Annotated in this window: 31 protein-coding genes; 30 read left to right on the forward strand and 1 reads right to left on the reverse strand. The window is 63.4% G+C overall.

Annotated features, from left to right (window positions below; translation table 11 throughout):
* On the forward strand, positions 1-363 hold a 363-nt coding region (locus tag K309_RS36730), incomplete at its 5' end, for an EF-Tu C-terminal domain-related protein (protein ID WP_035877751.1).
* Positions 364-441: 78 nt separating this feature from the next.
* On the forward strand, positions 442-750 hold the full coding sequence (gene rpsJ / locus K309_RS0117105; protein WP_006160488.1) for a 30S ribosomal protein S10: 309 nt from the start codon (positions 442-444) through the stop codon (positions 748-750).
* A 95-nt stretch (positions 751-845) separates the two neighbouring features.
* Here the strand turns inward: rpsJ and K309_RS0117110 are convergent, their stop codons facing one another.
* Positions 846-1865, reverse strand: coding sequence for an AraC family transcriptional regulator (locus K309_RS0117110; RefSeq protein WP_029047578.1), 1020 nt, complete (start codon positions 1863-1865; stop codon positions 846-848).
* Positions 1866-2187: 322 nt separating this feature from the next.
* Between K309_RS0117110 and K309_RS0117115 the strand changes: the two genes are divergently transcribed.
* From K309_RS0117115 to rpsM, 28 genes are all read left to right on the forward strand, one after another.
* A complete protein-coding gene (locus K309_RS0117115; RefSeq protein ID WP_029047579.1) occupies positions 2188-3417 on the forward strand; it encodes a dienelactone hydrolase family protein in 1230 nt (409 codons plus the stop codon).
* Between the two features lie 82 nt (positions 3418-3499).
* A complete protein-coding gene (locus K309_RS0117120; RefSeq protein WP_029047580.1) occupies positions 3500-4288 on the forward strand; it encodes an SDR family oxidoreductase in 789 nt (262 codons plus the stop codon).
* A 34-nt stretch (positions 4289-4322) separates the two neighbouring features.
* Positions 4323-5564: a styrene monooxygenase/indole monooxygenase family protein gene (locus K309_RS0117125; protein WP_029047581.1), complete on the forward strand. Its 1242-nt coding sequence runs from the start codon at positions 4323-4325 to the stop codon at positions 5562-5564.
* A 1-nt stretch (position 5565) separates the two neighbouring features.
* Positions 5566-6066 (forward strand): flavin reductase family protein, encoded by a 501-nt coding sequence (locus K309_RS0117130; protein WP_029047582.1) that lies wholly within the window; start codon positions 5566-5568, stop codon positions 6064-6066.
* Between the two features lie 290 nt (positions 6067-6356).
* Complete coding sequence (gene rplC, locus K309_RS0117135) at positions 6357-7007, forward strand: 50S ribosomal protein L3 (RefSeq protein ID WP_010812397.1); 651 nt, start codon at positions 6357-6359, stop codon at positions 7005-7007.
* A 12-nt stretch (positions 7008-7019) separates the two neighbouring features.
* A complete protein-coding gene (gene rplD / locus K309_RS0117140) occupies positions 7020-7640 on the forward strand; it encodes a 50S ribosomal protein L4 (protein WP_029047583.1) in 621 nt (206 codons plus the stop codon).
* Positions 7637-7951, forward strand: a complete 315-nt coding sequence (rplW, locus tag K309_RS0117145; RefSeq protein ID WP_006576245.1) for a 50S ribosomal protein L23 — start codon at positions 7637-7639, stop codon at positions 7949-7951. Before rplD ends, rplW begins: the two co-directional genes overlap by 4 nt.
* A 2-nt stretch (positions 7952-7953) precedes the next feature.
* On the forward strand, positions 7954-8784 hold the full coding sequence (gene rplB, locus K309_RS0117150; protein ID WP_029047584.1) for a 50S ribosomal protein L2: 831 nt from the start codon (positions 7954-7956) through the stop codon (positions 8782-8784).
* Between the two features lie 22 nt (positions 8785-8806).
* Positions 8807-9082, forward strand: a complete 276-nt coding sequence (gene rpsS / locus K309_RS0117155; RefSeq protein ID WP_029047585.1) for a 30S ribosomal protein S19 — start codon at positions 8807-8809, stop codon at positions 9080-9082.
* 9 nt (positions 9083-9091) lie between these two features.
* Entirely contained in the window at positions 9092-9421 is a 330-nt protein-coding gene (rplV, locus tag K309_RS0117160) for a 50S ribosomal protein L22 (RefSeq protein ID WP_003271370.1), read from the forward strand.
* Between the two features lie 9 nt (positions 9422-9430).
* Entirely contained in the window at positions 9431-10228 is a 798-nt protein-coding gene (rpsC, locus tag K309_RS0117165) for a 30S ribosomal protein S3 (protein ID WP_029047586.1), read from the forward strand.
* A 2-nt stretch (positions 10229-10230) separates the two neighbouring features.
* The gene (gene rplP, locus K309_RS0117170; protein ID WP_006576240.1) at positions 10231-10647 is read left to right on the forward strand and encodes a 50S ribosomal protein L16; all 417 of its coding nucleotides are present in this window, start codon (positions 10231-10233) and stop codon (positions 10645-10647) included.
* Positions 10648-10658: 11 nt separating this feature from the next.
* Entirely contained in the window at positions 10659-10853 is a 195-nt protein-coding gene (rpmC, locus tag K309_RS0117175; RefSeq protein WP_008642937.1) for a 50S ribosomal protein L29, read from the forward strand.
* Positions 10850-11128 carry a 30S ribosomal protein S17 gene (rpsQ, locus tag K309_RS0117180; RefSeq protein WP_010812389.1) on the forward strand — a complete coding sequence of 93 codons (279 nt, stop codon included), beginning with the start codon at positions 10850-10852 and terminating at the stop codon, positions 11126-11128. The genes rpmC and rpsQ overlap by 4 nt, the downstream gene beginning before the upstream one ends.
* A gap of 278 nt (positions 11129-11406) precedes the next feature.
* Positions 11407-11775, forward strand: coding sequence for a 50S ribosomal protein L14 (gene rplN / locus K309_RS0117185; protein WP_010812388.1), 369 nt, complete (start codon positions 11407-11409; stop codon positions 11773-11775).
* Between the two features lie 9 nt (positions 11776-11784).
* The gene (rplX, locus tag K309_RS0117190; protein ID WP_010812387.1) at positions 11785-12093 is read left to right on the forward strand and encodes a 50S ribosomal protein L24; all 309 of its coding nucleotides are present in this window, start codon (positions 11785-11787) and stop codon (positions 12091-12093) included.
* A 25-nt stretch (positions 12094-12118) separates the two neighbouring features.
* A complete protein-coding gene (gene rplE, locus K309_RS0117195) occupies positions 12119-12661 on the forward strand; it encodes a 50S ribosomal protein L5 (protein WP_010812386.1) in 543 nt (180 codons plus the stop codon).
* 9 nt (positions 12662-12670) lie between these two features.
* Complete coding sequence (gene rpsN / locus K309_RS0117200) at positions 12671-12976, forward strand: 30S ribosomal protein S14 (RefSeq protein WP_010812385.1); 306 nt, start codon at positions 12671-12673, stop codon at positions 12974-12976.
* Between the two features lie 27 nt (positions 12977-13003).
* On the forward strand, positions 13004-13399 hold the full coding sequence (rpsH, locus tag K309_RS0117205) for a 30S ribosomal protein S8 (RefSeq protein WP_010812384.1): 396 nt from the start codon (positions 13004-13006) through the stop codon (positions 13397-13399).
* Between the two features lie 10 nt (positions 13400-13409).
* Positions 13410-13943, forward strand: coding sequence for a 50S ribosomal protein L6 (gene rplF, locus K309_RS0117210; protein WP_029047587.1), 534 nt, complete (start codon positions 13410-13412; stop codon positions 13941-13943).
* Positions 13944-13954: 11 nt separating this feature from the next.
* The gene (gene rplR, locus K309_RS0117215) at positions 13955-14311 is read left to right on the forward strand and encodes a 50S ribosomal protein L18 (RefSeq protein WP_010812382.1); all 357 of its coding nucleotides are present in this window, start codon (positions 13955-13957) and stop codon (positions 14309-14311) included.
* 21 nt (positions 14312-14332) lie between these two features.
* The gene (gene rpsE, locus K309_RS0117220; protein WP_006160449.1) at positions 14333-14851 is read left to right on the forward strand and encodes a 30S ribosomal protein S5; all 519 of its coding nucleotides are present in this window, start codon (positions 14333-14335) and stop codon (positions 14849-14851) included.
* A 10-nt stretch (positions 14852-14861) separates the two neighbouring features.
* Positions 14862-15044 carry a 50S ribosomal protein L30 gene (rpmD, locus tag K309_RS0117225; RefSeq protein ID WP_010812381.1) on the forward strand — a complete coding sequence of 61 codons (183 nt, stop codon included), beginning with the start codon at positions 14862-14864 and terminating at the stop codon, positions 15042-15044.
* Positions 15045-15063: 19 nt separating this feature from the next.
* On the forward strand, positions 15064-15498 hold the full coding sequence (gene rplO, locus K309_RS0117230; protein ID WP_029047588.1) for a 50S ribosomal protein L15: 435 nt from the start codon (positions 15064-15066) through the stop codon (positions 15496-15498).
* 44 nt (positions 15499-15542) lie between these two features.
* Entirely contained in the window at positions 15543-16886 is a 1344-nt protein-coding gene (gene secY, locus K309_RS0117235) for a preprotein translocase subunit SecY (protein WP_029047589.1), read from the forward strand.
* 23 nt (positions 16887-16909) lie between these two features.
* Complete coding sequence (gene infA / locus K309_RS0117240) at positions 16910-17128, forward strand: translation initiation factor IF-1 (RefSeq protein ID WP_029047590.1); 219 nt, start codon at positions 16910-16912, stop codon at positions 17126-17128.
* A 30-nt stretch (positions 17129-17158) separates the two neighbouring features.
* Positions 17159-17275, forward strand: a complete 117-nt coding sequence (gene rpmJ, locus K309_RS0117245; protein WP_008642959.1) for a 50S ribosomal protein L36 — start codon at positions 17159-17161, stop codon at positions 17273-17275.
* Positions 17276-17294: 19 nt separating this feature from the next.
* Positions 17295-17660, forward strand: coding sequence for a 30S ribosomal protein S13 (gene rpsM / locus K309_RS0117250; protein ID WP_010812377.1), 366 nt, complete (start codon positions 17295-17297; stop codon positions 17658-17660).
* Positions 17661-17664 lie beyond the last annotated feature (4 nt).

Genomic DNA, 17664 nt, shown 5'->3' on the forward strand with positions numbered 1-17664 from the left:
GTCGGTCTGCTGCTGCGCGGCACCAAGCGTGAAGACGTCGAGCGCGGCCAGGTGCTGTGCAAGCCGGGTTCGATCAAGCCGCACACCCACTTCACCGGTGAGGTGTACATCCTGTCGAAGGACGAAGGCGGCCGTCACACCCCGTTCTTCAACAACTACCGCCCGCAGTTCTACTTCCGCACGACCGACGTGACCGGCTCGATCGAGCTGCCGAAGGACAAGGAAATGGTCATGCCGGGTGACAACGTGTCGATCACCGTCAAGCTGATCGCCCCGATCGCCATGGAAGAAGGCCTGCGCTTCGCTATCCGCGAAGGTGGCCGTACCGTCGGCGCCGGCGTCGTGGCAAAGATCCTCGACTAAGCACTTCCTGGGACATGCCCGCGGGCATGTCCCCATCTAACTGGGCATGTTGCCCAATCGCTCTTTTAAGGAAATATCATGCAGAACCAGAAGATCCGTATCCGCCTGAAGGCTTTCGACTATCGCCTGATCGACCAGTCGGCTGCCGAAATCGTGGATACCGCCAAGCGTACCGGCGCGATCGTCAAGGGCCCGGTGCCCCTGCCGACCCGCATCCAGCGCTTCGACATCCTGCGTTCGCCGCACGTCAACAAGACCAGCCGCGATCAGTTCGAGATCCGCACTCACCAGCGCCTGATGGACATCGTCGATCCGACCGACAAGACGGTTGACGCGCTGATGAAGCTCGACCTGCCGGCCGGTGTGGACGTCGAGATCAAGGTGTAAAGATGTTTCGGGCCGCCCAGGCGGCTTGATGCAGCAAACGGCGAACCGTGTGGTTCGCCGTTTTGTTTTGGGCGGTCCCTCTTGTGCGGAGCGGGCTAGCCTGCTCCGCGCCGCCTCAGCGTCTGCGCCGGACACTCTCCAAACACCCGCCGATACTCGGCACTGAACCGCCCCAGGTGCGCAAATCCCCAGCGCAACGCAGCCGCACTGACCGATGAAATCGATGCGTCGTTCAGCAGATCCCGCCGCACCCGCTCCAGCCGCACGGTGCGCAGGTAAGTCATCGGCCCGGTGCCGCGATGCTCGCGGAAGCCGGCAAACAGGCTGCGCACGCTGACGCCAGCGACCTCCGCCAGCAAGGCCGGCGTCAACTCCGCATCGGCGTTGGCATGCATGTATTCCTCCACCACCTTCACATGCCGCGGCGCCAACGGCTTGCCGTGCTCGCGCAGCGCCTCCGACAGGTCGTGCGGCTGCCATGTCAGCAGCGTGCCGATGACCAGCTGCTCGAGCTGGCAGGCGGTGAGCGGATGGCGCGTGGTCTCGGGCGCGGTCTCAAGCATTGCCGCGAGGTAGCGCATCAGCTCATGCCAGGCGCCCGAGCGCCAGGCCATGCCGAGCGCGAAGCGCAGCGGCCGCGCGGGGCGTCGGCCCAGGTGCGCGGCGCAGACGCGTTCCAGCGCACTGCGTTCGATGCGCACGATCAGCTGGTCGCTGTCGGCGCTCCAGCGCATGGCCAGCGGATCGCTGGGCGTCAGCACCGAAGCGCAATCGGGCGTCGAGATGATGTGCTGGTCGCCACAGCGGATATCGGCCTGCCCTGACAGCGGCATCTGCACCAGCAGGAAGTCGCCGAGCGGACCGGGATCGATAGTGACCTCGGCCCCGTAGGCGAGGCGGTTGAAAGAGACCGCGCCAAGCGGCGCATGGTGCATGCGCGCCTGCAGGCGCGTGCCGCGCACGTCGAGGCGGTGCGGCTTGAATACACGGCCGACGGCGGCGCGCGTCTCGGCCAGGTCGGTCGAGGCGAACACGCACCGGGCGGGATCGCCGAGCAGGGCGCTCGCCAGCGGGCCCTGGGTCGGGACCGCCGTGGCGGCGGGGGGCAGCTGCATTGTCTCGCTCCTCTGGCGTGGCCGCGGTGCTGCCGGGCAGGGCGGCCAGCGGGTGCCGGCGGAGCCCTGGCGCCGTGCGCGCCGCATGGTCCGGGGAACGCGGCCGGCACGCACGCCGGCTCGCGGTTTCCCACGCGATCCACTATAGCGGATGCTCTTGCCGTCAGCGATGCAGCGTTGACCGGGTTCGCAGTTTCCTGCACTAATCGGATAGCCGCTGCAGCCGGCGGCTAGTTTGCTGCGGTGCGGAGCCACCATCATGGAAGCCAGCACGGCGGCGCCAGCGGACACCGTCAAGAGACTACGACAAGGAGAGCAGGCCATGGGCCAGACCATCCAGATCCAGACCCCCGAAGGCAGTTTCAGCGGCTATCTCGCCGTTCCCGCGACAGGCAAGGGTCCGGGAATCGTGCTGTGCCAGGAGATCTTCGGCGTCAATGCCACCATGCGGCAGGTCGCCGACTATTACGCTGAAGAGGGTTACACCGTGCTGGTTCCCGACCTGTTCTGGCGCCTCGCGCCCGGCATCGAGCTAACTGATCGCGGCGAGGATTTCCAGCGTGCGCTTGGCCTCTACCAGCAGTTCGACGAAGCCAGGGGCGTGCAGGACGTGGGTGCGGCGCTGGAGACGCTGCGGGCGCGCCCGGAATGCGCCGGCCACACTGGCGTGCTGGGCTTCTGTCTGGGCGGCAAGCTGGCTTACCTTGCGGCGTGCCGGCTGCCGGACGTGGCCTGCGCGGTGGCCTACTACGGCGTGGGCATCGAGCACGCGCTGGGCGAAGCCGGCCAGGTGCGGGGCCGCCTGGTGCTGCATATCGCGGAGAAAGACGGCTTCTGCCCACCGCAGGCGCAGGCCGCGATCCGCGAAGCCCTCGCCGGGCGCGACAACATCGAGGTCTATGTCTACCCCGGTGTCGACCACGCCTTTGCGCGCGCTGGCGGCGAGCACTTCGACAAGCCCTCCGCGCTGATGGCGCACCAGCGCGCGATCGCCGCGCTGCGCCGTGAGATGGGGCCGCACTACGATTTCTCCGCGCTGTGGGACAAGCACTGCGAGTATGAATTCGCCACGCGCGACGTTGATGCCACCATGGCGACGATGGTGCCGCAGCCTTATGTGAACCATATCCCGACCATGACCGGCGGCGTCGGCTACGCGCAGCTGCGGCGCTTCTACCAGAACCACTTTGTCCACAGCAATCCGCCCGATACTACGCTGATCCCGCTGTCGCGAACGGTCGGCGCCACGCAGATCGTCGACGAACTACTGTTCTGCTTCACGCATACCTGCGAGATCGACTGGATGCTGCCGGGCGTGCCGCCCACCGGAAGGCGCGTGGAGATTCCGCTGATCGCCGTCGTCAAATTCCGTGGCGACAAGCTCTATCACGAGCATATCTACTGGGACCAGGCCAGCGTGCTGGTGCAGATCGGCAAGCTCGATCCGGCAGGTCTGCCGGTGGCGGGTGTGGAGACCGCGCGCAAGCTGCTCGATGAAACGCTGCCGTCGAACACGCTGATGGCGCGCTGGCAGGAGAGCGAGGGCAGGTAGCGAGCGTTGCAGCATTGAACCCGGAGTGGGCCCGCAGAGGCCCGCCCGGTACCGGACACCGCTGGCAAACAAGGAGACAACAATGAAGGGATTGCAGGACAAGGTAGCCATCGTCACCGGCGGCGCCACACTGATCGGCGCGGGCGTGGCGCGGGCCTTCGTCGAGGCCGGCGCGCGCGTGGCGATCTTCGATATCGACGCCGCCAACGGCGAGCGGGTCGCCGCCGAGCTGGGCAAGGACGCACTCTACATCGCGGCCGACATCACGCAGGACGAGCAGGTCCGCGATGCGGTCAGCCAGGTCGCGCAACGCTTTGACGGCGTGGACTTCCTGGTCAACCTCGCCTGCACCTATCTCGACGACGGCTTCCGCTCCAGCCGTGCCGACTGGCTGGCGGCGCTCGACGTCAACGTCGTGTCCGGCGTGATGCTGGCGCAGGCGGTGCAGCCGCTGATGCGCGCGCGCGGCGGCGGCGCCATCGTCAATTTCACCAGCATCTCGGCCAACGTCGCGCAGACCGGGCGCTGGCTCTATCCGGTATCGAAGGCGGCCATCGCGCAGCTGACGCGCAGCATGGCGATGGACCTGGCGCCCGACCGCATCCGCGTGAACTCGGTCTCGCCCGGCTGGACCTGGTGCCGGCTGATGGACGAGGTCAGCGGCGGCAACCGCGCCCGTACCGATGCCGTTGCAGCCCCATTCCATCTGCTGGGCCGCGTCGGCGAACCCGACGAGGTCGCGCAGGTGGCGCTGTTCCTGTGTTCCGACCATGCCAGCTTCGTGACCGGCGCGGATTACGCCGTCGACGGTGGCTACAGCGCCATGGGCCCGGAGCAGAACGTCCCGGCCATCGGCAAGCTGGCCGGCTGACGCCATCCCCGCATCCAAACCAGGAGACAACATCATGCGCCAACGCATCGCCATCGTCGGGGCCGGGCAGTCCGGCCTGCAAATGGCCCTCGGGCTGCAGGCGGCCGGCTACCAGGTCACGCTGCTGTCCAACCGCACGCCGGATCAGGTCCGCGCCGGCAAGGTCATGTCGAGCCAGTGCATGTTCGACCGCGCCTTGCAGACCGAGCGTGATCTCGGCCTCAACTGGTGGGACGACACCTGCCCGCCGGTCGAGGGCATCGGGCTGGCCGTGCCGCATCCCGAGCAGCCCGGTGCAAAGGTCATCGACTGGGCCGCGCCGCTGGACCGGCCGGCGCAGGCGGTCGACCAGCGGCTGAAGATGCCGGCGTGGATGGAAGCCTTCGCCGAGCGTGGCGGCGACCTTCGCATCGTCGATGTCGGCGTGGACGAGCTGGAAGACCTGGCGCGCGACCACGACCTGGTGCTGCTCGCTGCCGGCAAGGGCGAGATCGTCAGCCGCTTCGAACGCGATGCGCAGCGCAGCCCGTTCGACAAGCCGCAACGCGCCCTGGCGCTGACCTACGTGACCGGCATGGTGCCGCGCGAACCGTTCTCGCGGGTTTGCTTCAACCTGATCCCGGGCGTCGGGGAATACTTTGTCTTTCCCGCGCTGACGCTGTCGGGGCCGTGCGAGATCATGGTGTTCGAGGGCATTCCTGGCGGTCCGATGGACCGCTGGGCCGAAGCGCGCACGCCCGCGCAGCACCTTGCGGAAAGCCTGCGCATCCTGCGCACCTATGCGCCGTGGGAAGCCGGGCGCTGCGAGCACGTGGCGCTGACCGACGACAACGGCATCCTGTCAGGCCGCTTCGCGCCGACGGTGCGCAAGCCGGTGCTGACGCTGCCATCGGGCCGGCCGGTGTTCGGCATGGCCGATGCCGTGGTGGTCAACGATCCGATCACCGGGCAAGGCTCGAACAATGCCGCCAAATGCTGCAAGGTCTACCTCGATGCCATCCTTGCCCGCGGCGAGCAGCCGTTCGATCGCGACTGGATGGAGCGGACCTTCGCCCGCTACTGGCAATACGCCGGCGATGTGGTGGCGTGGACCAACTCGCTGCTGACCCCGCCGCCGCCCCATATCCTCGCGTTGCTGGGCGCGGCGGGGCAGGCGCCGGCGCTGGCGGCGCGCATCGCCAACGGCTTCGACAACCCGCCAGACTACTTCCCGTGGTGGATGGACCCGCAGGCCTGCCACCAGCTGATCGACCACCATCTGCCGCAGGCTGCCTGACATGGACACCACCAGTCATGCCGCGCCCCTGCTCGATCCGCGCGAGCTGCGCCGGGTTTGCGGCCGCTACGCGACGGGCGTGGCGGTCATCGGTGCCTGTACGGCGCAGCAGCGCCCGGTCGGCATCACCGTCAACTCGTTCGCGTCCCTGTCGCTGGCGCCGCCGCTGATCCTGTGGAGCCTGGCGTCGCACTCGCCCAATGCCGGGCTGTTCGAGCCAGGCCGGCCGTTCGGCGTCAGCATCCTGCGCGCGGGGCACGGCGACCTGGCGCGCCGCTTCGCCACCCCGGCGGCGGACAAGTTCGCCGGCGTGCGTCATACACGCTGCGGCCAGGGCGTGCCCTACCTTGACGAGGCGCTCGCCACGCTCGCGTGCCGCGTCGAACGCGCCGACCCCGTCGGCGACCACCTGCTGATCGTGGGCGCGGTGGAGTCGATCGCGGCGGAGGAGGGCGAGCCGCTGGTCTTCTACGGCGGGGGGTTTGTGCGGGTCGCGGCCTGACCTGCGCGTGCCGGCGGGCGGCGCGTGCCGCCCGCCGCGCCGCCTTCGTGCCAGCTTTTGCGCACATCTGCCTGAATCCTGCGTGCAACACCCCTCGGCAAATCGCAATTGCTTATTGCCCTTTCCTTATGGAAGGGTTATAATGTAAGGCTACCCGTGTCTCCGGGTAGTGGGTTGGCCGTTTTGGCCAGGCGCAGTCCTCTTTAGCGCAGCCCATTCGCGCACAGCGCAAGCACAGTTTTCGTGTATCAATCAGCCCCGGCCAATCGCAGCTGGGAATGGAGCAAACCATGAGCCTTGGCCTTGTAGGTCGCAAGGTTGGCATGACCCGTATTTTCACGGACGACGGTGAAGCGATTCCCGTGACCGTGGTCGAGGTCGGCGACAACCGCGTGACGCAAATCAAGACGGACGAGACCGACGGTTACACCGCGGTTCAAGTCACCTTCGGCGCACGACGCGCAAGCCGCGTCACCAAGCCGCTGGCGGGTCACCTCGCCAAAGCCGGCGTGGAAGCCGGCGAAATCATCCGCGAATTCCGTATCGACGCAGCCAAGGCTGCCGAACTGCAAGCTGGCGGTTCGCTGTCGGTCGACCTGTTCGAAGTCGGTCAGAAGATCGACGTGCAGGGCGTGACCATCGGTAAGGGCTACGCCGGTACCATCAAGCGCTACCACTTCGCCTCCGGCCGTGCCACCCACGGTAACTCGCGCTCGCACAACGTGCCGGGCTCGATCGGTATGGCGCAGGATCCGGGCCGCGTGTTCCCGGGCAAGCGCATGACCGGTCATCTGGGCGATGTCACCCGCACCGTGCAGAACCTGGAGATCGCCAAGATCGACGCAGAGCGCAAGCTGCTGCTGGTCAAGGGCGCCATCCCCGGCTCCAAGAACGGCAAGGTCATCGTTACCCCGGCCGTCAAGGCCAAAGCCAAAGCTTAAGGAGCGCATGTAATGGAACTCAAGCTCCTCCAGGACAATGGCCAGATCGGCGCAGGCGTTGCCGCTTCGCCCGAAGTGTTCGGCCGTGACTACAACGAAGCCCTCGTTCACCAGATCGTCGTCGCTTACCAGGCCAACGCTCGCAGCGGTAACCGTAAGCAGAAGGATCGTGAAGAGGTCAAGCACACGACCAAGAAGCCGTGGCGCCAGAAGGGTACGGGTCGCGCCCGTGCCGGTATGTCCTCGTCGCCGCTGTGGCGCGGGGGTGGCCGTATCTTCCCGAATTCGCCGGAAGAGAACTTCAGCCAGAAGGTCAACAAGAAGATGTTCCGTGCCGGCATGCGCTCGATTTACTCGCAGCTCGCACGTGAAGGCCGTATCAATGTGGTGGACGGTTTTACCGTCGACGCGCCCAAGACCAAGCTCTTGGCCGACAAGTTCAAGGCCATGGGCCTGGACTCGGTGCTGATCATCACCGACAGCCTCGACGAAAACCTCTACCTGGCTTCGCGCAACCTGCCGCACGTGGCAGTTGTCGAGCCGCGCCAGGCTGACCCGCTGTCGCTCGTGCACTACAAGAAGGTGCTGGTGACCAAGGCGGCTGTCGCGCAGATCGAGGAGTTGCTGAAATGACGCAAGTAGCCAAGAACGATCATCGTTTGATGCAGGTGCTGCTCGCGCCGGTGGTTTCCGAAAAGGCAACCCTGGTCGCCGACAAGAATGAACAGGTCGTGTTCGAAGTCGCCCGCGATGCCAACAAGGCAGAAGTGAAGGCCGCCGTCGAACTGCTGTTCAAGGTCGAGGTGCAGTCCGTTCAGATCCTGAACCAGAAGGGCAAGCAAAAGCGCTTCGGCCGTTTCATGGGCCGTCGCAACCACGTGAAGAAAGCTTACGTGTCGCTGAAGCCGGGTCAGGAAATCAATTTTGAAGCGGAGGCCAAGTAATCATGGCACTCGTCAAGACCAAGCCGACTTCCCCGGGTCGTCGCTCGATGGTGAAGGTGGTCAACAAGGACCTTCACAAGGGCGCCCCGCACGCTCCGCTGCTGGAAAAGCAATTCCAGAAGTCGGGACGTAACAACAATGGTCATATCACCACCCGCCACAAGGGCGGTGGTCATAAGCACCACTACCGCGTGGTCGATTTCAAGCGCAACGACAAGGACGGCATCCCCGCCAAGGTCGAGCGCCTGGAATACGATCCGAACCGCAGCGCCAACATCGCGCTGGTCGTGTTCGCCGACGGCGAGCGCCGCTACATCATCGCCACCAAGGGCATGGTTGCCGGCCAATCGCTGCTGAATGGCTCGGAAGCGCCGATCAAGGCTGGCAACAACCTGCCGATCCGCAACATTCCGGTCGGTACCACGATCAACAACGTGGAAATGCTGCCGGGCAAGGGCGCCCAGATCGCCCGCGCTGCAGGCGGTTCCGCTGTGCTGCTGGCCCGTGAAGGCCTGTACGCCCAGGTTCGCCTGCGCTCCGGCGAAGTGCGCCGCGTGCACATCGAGTGCCGCGCCACCGTCGGTGAAGTTGGCAACGAAGAGCACAGCCTGCGCGTCATCGGCAAGGCCGGTGCGACCCGCTGGCGCGGTATCCGCCCGACGGTCCGCGGCGTTGTGATGAACCCGGTCGACCACCCGCACGGTGGTGGCGAGGGCAAGACCGCTGCTGGCCGCGATCCGGTGTCGCCGTGGGGTACCCCGACCAAGGGCTACCGCACCCGCAGCAACAAGCGCACGGACAGCATGATCGTCCAGAAGCGCCACAAGCGTTAATCGGTAGGTAGGAGCTAAAGATATGACTCGTTCCGCTAAAAAGGGTCCGTTCTGCGACGCCCACCTGCTGAAGAAGGTGGAAGTTGCAGTCAGCGGCAAGGACAAGAAGCCCATCAAGACTTGGTCGCGCCGCTCGACCATTCTGCCGGAGTTCATTGGCCTGACGATCGCCGTGCACAACGGCCGTCAACACGTGCCGGTGTACGTGACGGAAAACATGGTTGGCCACAAGCTCGGCGAATTTGCGATCACCCGCACGTTCAAGGGCCACGCGGCTGACAAGAAAGCGAAGAGGTAAGGTGCCATCATGGAAGTGAAAGCGATTCATCGCGGTGCCCGCATCTCCGCCCAGAAGACGCGCCTGGTCGCTGACCAGATCCGTGGTCTGCCGATCGAGCGCGCGCTCAATGTCCTGACGTTCAGCCCGAAAAAGGCTGCCGGGATCGTGAAGAAGGTGGTCGAATCGGCCATCGCCAACGCTGAGCACAACGAAGGCGCCGACATCGACGAACTGAAGGTCAAATCGATCTACGTCGACAAGGCAACCTCGCTCAAGCGCTTCACCGCACGGGCGAAGGGCCGCGGCAACCGCATCGAGAAACAAACCTGTCACATCACTGTGACGCTCGGCAACTAAGGAGTCACGATGGGACAGAAGATTCATCCGACTGGCTTCCGTCTGGCTGTCAGCCGTAACTGGGCTTCGCGCTGGTACGCCAGCAACACGAAGTTCGCCGGCATGCTGAAGGAAGACATCGAAGTTCGCGACTTCCTGAAGAAGAAGCTGAAGAACGCATCGGTTGGCCGCGTCGTCATCGAGCGCCCCGCCCGCAATGCCCGTATCACCATTTACAGCTCGCGTCCGGGCGTGGTGATCGGCAAGAAGGGTGAGGACATCGAACTGCTGAAGGCCGAACTGCAGCGTCGCATGGGCGTGCCCGTGCACGTGAACATCGAGGAAATCCGCAAGCCGGAAACCGATGCTCAGCTGATCGCCGACTCGATCACCCAGCAGCTCGAGCGCCGCATCATGTTCCGCCGCGCCATGAAGCGCGCCATGCAGAACGCGATGCGCCTGGGTGCCCAGGGTATCAAGATCATGAGCGCCGGCCGTCTGAACGGTATCGAAATCGCACGTACCGAGTGGTACCGCGAAGGCCGTGTGCCCCTGCACACCCTGCGCGCCGACATCGACTACGGCTTCTCCGAAGCAGAAACCACCTACGGCATCATCGGTGTCAAGGTGTGGGTCTACAAGGGTGATCACCTCGGCCGCAATGAAGCGCCGGTGGTGGAAGAGCCGCAAGACGACCGTCGTCGTCGCCCGGGTCGTCCGGAAGGTCGCCGCCGTGAAGGCGAAGGCCGTCCGGGTGGCAACCGCCGCGGCGGTGCCGGTGCCGGTCGTCGCGCTGCGCCTGGCGCAGATGGGAAGAGTGGAGAATAACGATGCTGCAACCTAAGCGCAGAAAATACCGCAAGGAGCAGAAAGGCCGCAACACGGGTAAGGCTACCCGTGGTAACGCCGTGTCTTTCGGCGAATTCGGCCTGAAGGCCATGGGCCGTGGCCGTCTGACGGCTCGTCAGATCGAGTCGGCACGTCGTGCGATGACCCGTCACATCAAGCGTGGCGGCCGCATCTGGATCCGGATCTTCCCGGACAAGCCGATCTCGAAGAAGCCCGCTGAAGTCCGTATGGGTAACGGCAAGGGCAATCCGGAATACTACGTGGCTGAAATCCAGCCGGGCAAGATGCTGTACGAAATGGATGGCGTGAGCGAAGAGCTGGCGCGTGAGGCGTTCCGCCTTGCGGCGGCCAAGCTGCCGATCGCCACCAATTTCGTGGTGCGCCAGGTCGGGACGTAAGGAGAGCAGGGATGAAAGCATCCGAACTTCGCGGCAAGGACGCCGCAGGCCTGAACCAGGAGCTCTCCGAGCTGCTGAAGGCCCAATTTAGCCTGCGCATGCAAAAGGCAACCCAACAGCTGCAGAACACCAGCCAGCTGAAGAAGGTTCGCAAGGACATCGCGCGCGTGCAAACCGTGCTGACTGAAAAGGCGAACGCGAAATGACTGAAGCTGCACAAACGGAAAAGTCGCTTCGCCGCACCCTGGTCGGCCGTGTCGTGAGCGACAAGATGGACAAGACCGTTACGGTCTTGGTGGAAAACCGCGTCAAGCATCCCCTGTACGGCAAGTACGTGCTGCGTTCCAAGAAGTACCACGCACACGACGAAGCCAACCAGTACAAGGAAGGCGACAAGGTCGAAATCCAGGAAGGCCGTCCGCTGTCGCGGACCAAGTCCTGGGTGGTTTCCCGGCTGGTAGAGGCTGCACGCGTCATCTAAGAACAACACGTTCTTAGCTTGACTTGCAAGTCCAGGATTATGTAGCTATAATCCTGGACTTCCGCTTTATTGCGTTCGCCTTAGCAGTACCACCCGGGCGGGCCTGTTGAGCGAGCCAGGGCCAGGCGGCCTCGACGATCTGTCGGGATTGCCAGGTTCCTACCGACTTCAAAGTTGATCAACCCATACGGTGCTGGCGCAAGGCCGGAACCGACGGGACCAAGACTGACCGACGGGCGCTATGGCACCTGGCGGATTAAGTTGGGAAGACAAACACCATGATTCAGACAGAAAGCCGGCTCGAAGTGGCCGATAACACTGGTGCGCGCGAAGTGCTGTGCATCAAGGTGCTGGGTGGCTCCAAGCGCCGCTACGCAAGCGTTGGCGACATCATCAAGGTGACCGTCAAGGACGCAGCGCCGCGCGGTCGCGTGAAGAAGGGCGACATCTACAACGCCGTCGTCGTGCGTACCGCCAAGGGCGTGCGCCGCGCTGACGGTTCGCTGATCAAGTTCGACGGCAATGCCGCCGTCCTGCTGAACAACAAGCTCGAGCCGATCGGCACCCGTATCTTCGGGCCGGTGACTCGCGAACTCCGTACCGAGCGCTTCATGAAGATCGTGTCGCTCGCTCCGGAAGTGCTGTAAGGAGCCGACATGAACAAGATTCGCAAAGGCGATGAAGTCATCGTCCTGACCGGCAAGGACAAGGGCAAGCGCGGTACCGTGCAGGCCGTGCTCGGTGACAAGGTTGCGGTGCAAGGCGTGAACATCGCCAAGAAGCATGCGCGCCCGAACCCGATGCTGGGCACCACCGGTGGCGTGGTTGACAAGGTCATGCCGCTGCATATTTCCAACGTTGCGCTCGTGGATGCCAATGGCAAGCCGTCGCGCGTCGGCATCAAGGTGGAAGACGGCAAGCGCGTGCGCGTGCTGAAGACCACCGGCGCCGTCGTGGCAGCTTGATTCTGGGCACGTTTAGGAGTTGAGCATGGCAGCACGTCTGCAAGAGTTTTACAAAGAACAGGTTGTGCCGAAGCTGATCGAACAGTTCGGTTACAAGTCGGTCATGGAAGTGCCGCGCATCACCAAGATCACCCTGAACATGGGCCTTGGCGAAGCGATCAATGACAAGAAGATCATTGAAAACGCCGTCGGCGACCTGACCAAGATCGCCGGTCAGAAGCCGGTCGTGACGAAGGCCAAGAAGGCCATCGCCGGCTTCAAGATCCGCCAGGGCTACCCCATCGGTGCGATGGTGACCCTGCGCGGCGAGCGCATGTTCGAATTCCTCGATCGTTTCGTCACCGTGGCCCTGCCGCGCGTGCGTGACTTCCGTGGTGTGTCGGGCCGTTCGTTTGACGGTCGTGGCAACTACAACATCGGTGTGAAAGAGCAGATCATTTTCCCCGAAATCGAGTACGACAAGATCGACGCACTGCGTGGTCTGAACATCAGCATCACGACGACGGCAAAGAACGACGAGGAAGCCAAGGCACTCCTCGGTGCGTTCAAGTTCCCGTTCCGCAATTAAGGGGTAACCGTGGCTAAACTGGCTCTGATTGAACGTGAGAAGAAGCGCGCCAAGCTGGTGGCGAAGTACGCCGCCAAGCGCGCCAACCTCAAGGCCATTATCGACGACCAAGAGAAGTCGGAAGAAGAGCGTTACAGCGCGCGTCTCGAGCTGCAACAGCTCCCGCGCAACGCGAACCCGACTCGCCAGCGCAACCGCTGCGCGATCACCGGTCGTCCCCGCGGTACCTTCCGCAAGTTTGGCCTGGCGCGTAACAAGATCCGCGAAATCGCCTTCAAGGGCGAAATCCCGGGTCTGACGAAAGCCAGCTGGTAATTACGCACAGGCTACAGGAGAAACAGTATGAGCATGAGCGATCCTATCGCCGATATGCTGACGCGCATCCGCAACGCCCAGGGCGTGCAGAAGGCGTCGGTTGTCATGCCGTCGTCGAAGCTGAAAGTGGCAATCGCCAAGGTCCTGAAGGACGAAGGCTACATCGACGACTACGCCGTCCAGGAAGATGGCGGCAAGGCACAACTGAGCATCGGCCTGAAGTACTACGCCGGCCGTCCGGTGATCGAGCGCATCGAGCGCGTCTCGAAGCCCGGCCTGCGCGTGTACAAGGGCCGCAGCGACATTCCGCAAGTGATGAACGGCCTGGGTGTGGCGATCATCTCGACCCCGCAGGGTCTGATGACCGACCGCAAGGCTCGCGCCACCGGCGTGGGCGGCGAAGTTCTCTGCTACGTCGCTTAAGGAGAGAACCATGTCCCGTGTAGGTAAGGCTCCCATCGCGCTCCCCAAGGGCGCGGAAGTGAACGTGGCAGCTGGCGTGCTCTCCGTGAAGGGTCCGCTGGGTACGCTGTCGCAGCCGATTCACAGCCTGGTCAAGGTCAATGTCGAGAATGACACGCTGACCTTCTCGCCGGCTGACGAGTCGCGTGAAGCAAACGCCCTGCAAGGCACCATGCGCGCCCTGGTGGCGAACATGGTCAAGGGCGTGACCACCGGTTTCGAGCGCAAGCTGAACCTCGTTGGCGTGGGCTACCGTGCCCAGCTGCAAGGCGCTGCGCTGAAGCTCCAGCTTGGTTTCTCGCACGACGTGATCCATGAGATGCCGGAAGGCGTGACGGCGGCAACGCCGACGCAGACCGAGATCATCATCAAGGGTGCGGACAAGCAGAAAGTCGGTCAGGTTGCCGCGGAAGTCCGCGCGTACCGTCCGCCCGAGCCCTACAAGGGCAAGGGTGTGCGTTACAGCGACGAGCGCGTCATCCTGAAGGAAACCAAGAAGAAGTAAGGGGTGCAATGATGAACAAGAAAGACGCTCGTTTGCGCCGTGCACGTCAGACCCGCGCCAAGATCGCGGAGATGAAAGTCAATCGTCTGACCGTGTTCCGTACGAATTCGCATATTTACGCCCAGGTTTTCTCGGAGTGCGGCACCAAGGTGCTGGCTTCCGCGTCGACCGCCGAGGTGGAAGTGCGCAAGGAACTGGATGGCAAGGGCGCTACCGCCGCTGCCGCCACCGTGGTTGGCAAGCGCATCGCCGAGAAGGCGAAGGCTGCCGGCGTGGAAACCGTCGCGTTCGATCGCGCCGGCTTCCGTTTCCATGGCCGCGTGAAGGCCCTGGCAGACGCCGCCCGCGAAGCCGGCCTGAAGTTCTAAGCGCATAGAGAGAGATACGTCATGGCAAAGATGCAAGCAAAAGTCCAACAGGACGAACGCGACGACGGCCTCCGCGAGAAGATGATCTCGGTCAACCGTGTCACCAAGGTGGTGAAGGGTGGCCGGATTCTCGGTTTCGCAGCGCTGACCGTGGTTGGTGACGGCGATGGCCGCATCGGCATGGGCAAGGGCAAGGCCAAGGAAGTGCCGGTTGCTGTTCAGAAGGCAATGGACGAAGCCCGTCGCAAGATGGTCAAGGTCTCGCTGAAGAACGGCACGCTGCAACACGAAGTCGTTGGCAAGCACGGCGCCGCCAAGGTGCTGATGATGCCCGCCAAGGAAGGTACCGGCGTGATCGCCGGCGGCCCGATGCGCGCGATCTTCGAAGTGATGGGCGTCACCAACGTGGTGACCAAGTCGCACGGCTCCACCAACCCGTACAACATGGTTCGCGCCACGCTGGACGGCCTTCAGAAGATGAGCACGCCGGGCGAAATCGCCGCCAAGCGTGGCAAGTCGGTCGAAGACATCCTGGGTTAAGGTGAACGCAATGTCGCAGAAAACCGTAAAAGTGCAACTCGTGCGCAGCCTGATCGGCACGCGCGAGGATCATCGCGCCACCGTGCGTGGCCTGGGCCTGCGCCGCATCAACTCGGTGTCGGAGCTGCAGGACACGCCCGCCGTGCGCGGCATGATCAACAAGGTCTCGTACCTGGTCAAGGTTCTGGCCTGATCGGGACTTGGAGAGCAAGATGCAACTGAACAACCTGAAACCGGCCACCGGTTCGAAGCACGCCAAGCGTCGCGTCGGCCGCGGTATCGGCTCCGGCCTGGGCAAGACCGCCGGTCGCGGTCACAAGGGTCAGAAGTCGCGTTCGGGCGGCTTCCACAAGGTGGGCTTCGAAGGCGGTCAAATGCCGCTGTATCGTCGCCTGCCGAAGCGCGGCTTCACCTCGCTGACCAAGGCGTTCACCGCCGAAGTCACGCTGCGTGACATCGAGCGCCTGGAAGCGGCCGAAGTCGACCTGCTGGTTCTGAAGCAGGCTGGCCTGGTCAGCGACCTGGTCAAGAGCGCCAAGGTCATCAAGGCCGGCGAGCTGACCCGCAAGGTAACGATCAAGGGTCTGGGCGCCACCGCTGGCGCCAAGGCCGCGATCGAAGCCGCCGGCGGCCAGATCGCAGCCTGACAAGGCATTTATCGCAGCATAGGCAGTTATAGTCGGAGCATCGTTTGGCCACGGCGAAACCCAATGCAAGCGCGCAAGCCAGGAACACGGCGAAGTACGGCGACCTCAAGCGCCGGTTGATGTTCCTGGTGCTGGCCCTGATCGTGTACCGCATCGGCGCTCATATTCCGGTGCCCGGTATCGATCCGGAGCAGCTTGCGAAGCTTTTCCAGAGTCAGTCGGGTGGCATCCTCGGGATGTTCAACCTGTTCTCGGGCGGGGCGCTGTCGCGCTTTACCGTCTTCGCGCTCGGCATCATGCCGTACATCTCGGCGTCGATCATCATGCAATTGCTGACGATCGTGCTGCCGCAGCTGGAGTCGCTGAAGAAGGAAGGGCAGGCAGGCCAGCGCAAGATCACGCAGTACACGCGCTACGGCACCGTGGTCCTGGCCACGTTCCAGGCGCTCTCGATTGCGGTGGCGCTGGAGTCGCAGCCTGGGCTGGTGCTGGATCCTGGCCTGATGTTCCGGGCCACGGCGGTGATCACGCTGGTGACCGGCACGATGTTCCTGATGTGGCTGGGTGAGCAGATCACCGAGCGGGGTCTCGGCAACGGCATCTCGATCATCATCTTCGGCGGTATCGCGGCGGGCCTGCCCAACGCGATCGGCGGACTGTTCGAACTGGTCCGCACGGGTTCCATGAGCATCATCGCGGCGATCTTCATCGTGGCGATCGTGATCGGTGTGACCTTCGCCGTGGTGTTCGTCGAGCGGGGCCAGCGCAAGATCCTGGTGAACTATGCCAAGCGTCAGGTCGGCAACAAGGTGTATGGCGGCCAGTCGTCGCACCTGCCGCTGAAGCTGAACATGGCAGGGGTGATTCCGCCGATCTTCGCATCGTCGATCATCCTGTTCCCGGCAACGATCGCGGGCTGGTTCACGTCTGACGCGACCGGCTCGGTGGGTGGGTTCATCAAGGACCTGGCTGCCACGCTGTCGCCGGGCCAGCCGGTCTACATCCTGCTGTACGCTGCTGCGATTGTATTTTTCTGCTTCTTCTACACGGCCCTGGTCTACAACAGCCGTGAAGTGGCAGACAACCTGAAGAAAAGCGGTGCCTTCATTCCGGGCATTCGTCCGGGCGAGCAGACGACGCGCTATATCGACAAGATCCTGGTGCGTTTGACGCTGGCTGGTGCGATCTACATCACACTGGTCTGCCTGTTGCCGGAATTCCTGGTGCTGCGCTGGAACGTTCCGTTCTATTTCGGCGGAACCTCCCTGCTGATCATCGTGGTCGTCACGATGGACTTCATGGCTCAGGTTCAGTCCTATGTCATGTCGCAGCAGTATGAGTCGCTGCTGAAGAAGGCGAATTTCAAGGGCAATCTGACCTTGCGCTGACTTCGGATCGGTACAGGCTAGGTATGGCTAAAGACGACGTCATCCAGATGCAGGGCGAGGTCCTGGAAAACCTGCCCAATGCGACGTTCCGAGTCAAGCTGGAGAATGGCCATGTAGTCCTGGGTCATATCTCCGGCAAGATGAGAATGCACTACATCCGGATCCTTCCGGGTGACAAGGTGACGGTCGAGCTGACCCCATATGATCTGTCGCGCGCACGAATCGTCTTCCGGACGAAGTGAGCGAACAGGAATTGAAGGAAGAGGAAAATTATGAAAGTGCTGGCTTCTGTTAAGCGCATTTGCCGCAACTGCAAAATCATCAAGCGCAACGGTGTCGTGCGCGTGATCTGCTCGTCGGATCCCCGCCACAAGCAACGCCAAGGCTAATCGGAAAGAGGATTGACGAATGGCACGTATCGCAGGGGTTAACATCCCGAACCACAAGCACACCGAAATCGGCCTGACGGCCATTTATGGTGTCGGCCGCTCGCGCGCTCGCAAGATTTGCGAGGCCACCGGTGTACCGTTTGACAAGAAGGTCAAGGATCTGACCGACGCCGACCTGGAAAAGCTTCGTGACGAAGTGGGCAAGGTCACGGTCGAGGGTGACCTGCGTCGTGAAACCACGATGAACATCAAGCGTCTGATGGACCTTGGTTGCTATCGTGGCATGCGTCACCGCAAGGGCCTGCCCATGCGCGGTCAGCGTACCCGTACCAACGCCCGTACCCGCAAGGGTCCGCGCAAGGCCGGCGTGGCTCTGAAGAAGTAAAGCC

Source organism: Cupriavidus phytohabitans (assembly GCF_000426345.1).
Taxonomy (GTDB): domain Bacteria; phylum Pseudomonadota; class Gammaproteobacteria; order Burkholderiales; family Burkholderiaceae; genus Cupriavidus.

Excerpts from the sequence above, each read along its gene's own strand:
- rpsQ (WP_010812389.1), top strand. The coding sequence starts at position 10,850 with ATGACTGAAGCTGCACAAACGGAAAAGTCGCTTCGCCGCACCCTGGTC.
- K309_RS0117125 (WP_029047581.1), top strand. The coding sequence starts at position 4,323 with ATGCGCCAACGCATCGCCATCGTCGGGGCCGGGCAGTCCGGCCTGCAA.
- infA (WP_029047590.1), top strand. The coding sequence starts at position 16,910 with ATGGCTAAAGACGACGTCATCCAGATGCAGGGCGAGGTCCTGGAAAAC.
- rplE (WP_010812386.1), top strand. The coding sequence starts at position 12,119 with ATGGCAGCACGTCTGCAAGAGTTTTACAAAGAACAGGTTGTGCCGAAG.
- rpmJ (WP_008642959.1), top strand. The coding sequence starts at position 17,159 with ATGAAAGTGCTGGCTTCTGTTAAGCGCATTTGCCGCAACTGCAAAATC.
- rpsS (WP_029047585.1), top strand. The coding sequence starts at position 8,807 with ATGACTCGTTCCGCTAAAAAGGGTCCGTTCTGCGACGCCCACCTGCTG.
- rpmC (WP_008642937.1), top strand. The coding sequence starts at position 10,659 with ATGAAAGCATCCGAACTTCGCGGCAAGGACGCCGCAGGCCTGAACCAG.
- K309_RS0117120 (WP_029047580.1), top strand. The coding sequence starts at position 3,500 with ATGAAGGGATTGCAGGACAAGGTAGCCATCGTCACCGGCGGCGCCACA.
- rplD (WP_029047583.1), top strand. The coding sequence starts at position 7,020 with ATGGAACTCAAGCTCCTCCAGGACAATGGCCAGATCGGCGCAGGCGTT.
- rplO (WP_029047588.1), top strand. The coding sequence starts at position 15,064 with ATGCAACTGAACAACCTGAAACCGGCCACCGGTTCGAAGCACGCCAAG.
- rplV (WP_003271370.1), top strand. The coding sequence starts at position 9,092 with ATGGAAGTGAAAGCGATTCATCGCGGTGCCCGCATCTCCGCCCAGAAG.
- rpsH (WP_010812384.1), top strand. The coding sequence starts at position 13,004 with ATGAGCATGAGCGATCCTATCGCCGATATGCTGACGCGCATCCGCAAC.
- rplF (WP_029047587.1), top strand. The coding sequence starts at position 13,410 with ATGTCCCGTGTAGGTAAGGCTCCCATCGCGCTCCCCAAGGGCGCGGAA.
- rpsC (WP_029047586.1), top strand. The coding sequence starts at position 9,431 with ATGGGACAGAAGATTCATCCGACTGGCTTCCGTCTGGCTGTCAGCCGT.
- rpsM (WP_010812377.1), top strand. The coding sequence starts at position 17,295 with ATGGCACGTATCGCAGGGGTTAACATCCCGAACCACAAGCACACCGAA.
- rplB (WP_029047584.1), top strand. The coding sequence starts at position 7,954 with ATGGCACTCGTCAAGACCAAGCCGACTTCCCCGGGTCGTCGCTCGATG.
- rplP (WP_006576240.1), top strand. The coding sequence starts at position 10,231 with ATGCTGCAACCTAAGCGCAGAAAATACCGCAAGGAGCAGAAAGGCCGC.
- rplR (WP_010812382.1), top strand. The coding sequence starts at position 13,955 with ATGAACAAGAAAGACGCTCGTTTGCGCCGTGCACGTCAGACCCGCGCC.
- rplN (WP_010812388.1), top strand. The coding sequence starts at position 11,407 with ATGATTCAGACAGAAAGCCGGCTCGAAGTGGCCGATAACACTGGTGCG.
- rplC (WP_010812397.1), top strand. The coding sequence starts at position 6,357 with ATGAGCCTTGGCCTTGTAGGTCGCAAGGTTGGCATGACCCGTATTTTC.
- K309_RS0117130 (WP_029047582.1), top strand. The coding sequence starts at position 5,566 with ATGGACACCACCAGTCATGCCGCGCCCCTGCTCGATCCGCGCGAGCTG.
- rpmD (WP_010812381.1), top strand. The coding sequence starts at position 14,862 with ATGTCGCAGAAAACCGTAAAAGTGCAACTCGTGCGCAGCCTGATCGGC.
- K309_RS0117115 (WP_029047579.1), top strand. The coding sequence starts at position 2,188 with ATGGGCCAGACCATCCAGATCCAGACCCCCGAAGGCAGTTTCAGCGGC.
- rplX (WP_010812387.1), top strand. The coding sequence starts at position 11,785 with ATGAACAAGATTCGCAAAGGCGATGAAGTCATCGTCCTGACCGGCAAG.
- rpsE (WP_006160449.1), top strand. The coding sequence starts at position 14,333 with ATGGCAAAGATGCAAGCAAAAGTCCAACAGGACGAACGCGACGACGGC.
- rplW (WP_006576245.1), top strand. The coding sequence starts at position 7,637 with ATGACGCAAGTAGCCAAGAACGATCATCGTTTGATGCAGGTGCTGCTC.
- K309_RS0117110 (WP_029047578.1), bottom strand. The coding sequence starts at position 1,865 with ATGCAGCTGCCCCCCGCCGCCACGGCGGTCCCGACCCAGGGCCCGCTG.
- rpsJ (WP_006160488.1), top strand. The coding sequence starts at position 442 with ATGCAGAACCAGAAGATCCGTATCCGCCTGAAGGCTTTCGACTATCGC.